This window comes from Oceanibaculum nanhaiense (assembly GCF_002148795.1).
Taxonomy (GTDB): domain Bacteria; phylum Pseudomonadota; class Alphaproteobacteria; order Oceanibaculales; family Oceanibaculaceae; genus Oceanibaculum; species Oceanibaculum nanhaiense.
The window spans coordinates 1-2,813 of sequence record NZ_MPOB01000026.1 but is presented as its reverse complement, the minus strand read 5'-3'; the positions used below and the strand labels follow the sequence as shown (position 1 = coordinate 2,813).

At 63.4% G+C, this 2,813-nt stretch carries 1 protein-coding gene; it reads left to right on the top strand.

Translation table 11 applies throughout. The features are described 5' to 3' along the window. Positions 1-64 precede the first annotated feature (64 nt). A complete protein-coding gene (locus BKM74_RS18310) occupies positions 65-2,308 on the top strand; it encodes an error-prone DNA polymerase (protein WP_456152417.1) in 2,244 nt (747 codons plus the stop codon). The last annotated feature ends 505 nt before the right edge of the window (positions 2,309-2,813 follow it).

Here is a 2,813-nt window from a genome sequence, read left to right as displayed (position 1 = left end):
TGATATCGTCACCGATGCCGCGACATAGAATCTCATCCTGATTGTCGCCAGCATCTCACCCAGATTGTCGCGCTATACCCGGTCGCGCGGCATCCTCTGCCAGGGGCGGGGCTCCGCCGCCAACTCCGCCATCTGCTACTGCCTGGGCATCACCGCCGTCGATCCCGGGGTGCATGATCTGCTGTTCGAGCGCTTTATCTCCGCCGAGCGCAACGAGCCGCCGGATATCGATGTGGATTTCGAGCATGAGCGGCGCGAGGAGGTCATCCAGTACATCTATGCGAAGTACGGGCGCGAACGCGCCGGCCTTGCGGCCACCGTCATCAGCTACCGCCCGAAGAGCGCGCTGCGCGATGTCGGCAAGGCACTGGGCCTGTCAGCCGATGCGACCGGCGTGCTGTCCCGCACGGTTTGGGGATGGGGCCGGGAGGGTATCGAGGAGGACCGTATCCGCGAGGCCGGGCTCGATCCCGCCGACCGGCGGCTGCGCCTGACGCTGGCCCTGGCGCGCGAGCTGATCGGCTTTCCGCGCCATCTCTCCCAGCATGTCGGCGGCTTCGTCATCACCGAAGGGCCGCTGCATGCGCTGGTTCCAATCGAGAATGCGGCGATGGAGGACCGCACCATCATCGAATGGGACAAGGATGATCTCGACGCGCTGGGCCTGCTGAAGATCGATGTGCTGGCGCTCGGCATGCTGACCTGCCTGCGGCGGGGCTTCGATCTGCTGCGCCGGCACAAGGGCATCGAGCTCGGCCTAGCGACGATCCCGGCGGAGGACCCCGCCGTCTATGACATGCTGTGCGCCGCCGATGCCATTGGTGTGTTCCAGGTGGAGAGCCGGGCGCAGATGTCGATGCTGCCGCGCCTGAAGCCGCGCTGCTTCTACGATCTGGTCATTGAGGTCGCCATCGTCCGGCCCGGCCCGATCCAGGGCGACATGGTGCATCCCTATCTGCGCCGCCGTTCCGGGCTGGAACCGGTCACCTATCCCTCGCCGGAGCTGGAGCGGGTGCTGGCCAAGACCTGCGGCGTACCGCTGTTCCAGGAGCAGGCGATGCGCATTGCCATTGTCGCCGCCGGCTTCACCCCGTCGGAGGCCGACCGGCTGCGCCGGGCCATGGCGACCTTCCGCCGGGTCGGCACCATCCATACCTTCCAGGAGAAGATGATCGAGGGGATGACGCGCAACGGCTATGACCGCGCCTTCGCCGAGCGCTGCTTCCGGCAGATCGAGGGGTTTGGGGAGTACGGCTTCCCGGAGAGCCATGCCGCCAGCTTCGCCCTGCTGGTCTATGCCTCGGCCTGGCTGAAGCGGCATCACCCGGAGATCTTCGCCGCCGCCATCCTGAACAGCCAGCCCATGGGCTTCTACGCCCCGTCGCAGCTGGTGCGCGATGCCGCCGACCATGGCGTGGAAGTCCGCCCGGTTGATGTGAACCACAGTGGCTGGGACTGCACGCTGGAGGAGAGGGGGGACGAGCTGGCGCTGCGCCTGGGATTCCGGCTGGTGAAGGGGGCGCGCGAACAGGAGATGGCGCATCTGGTCGCCCTGCGCACGACACCCTACAACAGCATTGCCGAGCTGCAGCGCCGCACCGGCCTGCCGCCGGCCAGCCTGGAGCGGCTGGCCCGCGCCGACGCCTTCGGGTCGCTCGGCCTCGACCGCCGCGCCGCCCTCTGGCAGGTGCGCGGGCTCGACCTGACGCCGCTACCCTTGTTCGCCGCGACCCAGACACCGAAGCCGGAGCCCGCCGTGACGCTCCCCGCCATGAGCCTGGGCGAGCAGGTGGTGGAGGATTACGCCGTCACCGGCCTGTCGGTGAAGCGCCACCCGCTGGCGCTGCTGCGGCCGCAGCTCGCCGCCGACCGCTACAGTCCCTGTGCCGATCTGCTGACTTTGCCCAGCGGCGGCCGGACGTGCACCGCCGGGCTGGTGCTGGTGCGCCAGCGGCCCGGCACCGCGTCGGGCGTCATCTTCGCCACGCTGGAGGACGAGACAGGGATCGCCAACATCATCGTCTGGCCGAAAGTGTTCGAGGCGCACCGCAAGGCGCTGCTCGGCAGCCGCCTGCTCGGCGTCGAGGGAATGCTGCAGCGCGAGGACACCGTCACCCACCTGATCGCCCACCGGCTGGTCGACCTCAGCCACCATCTGGCAACGCTGGGCGAGCTGGACGGTGACAGCGACGCCTTCGCCCGATCGCTCGCCCGCGCCGATGAGGTCCGCCGACCCGGCGCCGACCCGCGCCAGAAGCAGGTGACGGCGGCTAAGGCAGTCATGCCGAAGGGACGCAACTTCAGGTGAGGGGGCAAGGTCAATCCTCACTCTGCGGCAGGCATCGTCCCCTCTACTTTCTACAAATGGATGAATATAATAATATAGTTAAATTGATACCTTGAAAATATTTATTATATTGCTGGATCAGCGTAGAGTTTCCAAAAAAATATGCATTTTTTAAAATATAACTTCTGGTAGCAGACTACCGAGACAAAGTAAGTAAATTTGCGCGCTCCATTACATTAGATATCGCATATTTATCAATTTTACTGAGTTAGATGCTCTCGTCTAGCAGAAGATAGACTAGTGCCAACGTATTCGCCGTGTGTTTCCCAGCGGCGAACAAAGCTCCGAATCCTATCCAGTATCGCAAACGACACAATGCCTTATGGTGTAAAACCCCCCCCCTTGACACACCGTGAAATGATGACGATAGTGTTCATTAAAAGAGCAGGAGATATTCATGAATCTAGCGTTGTCAGCTCAAGAGAACACGGAAAATCACTTTCGAGAACTTTATTATTATTTGTAC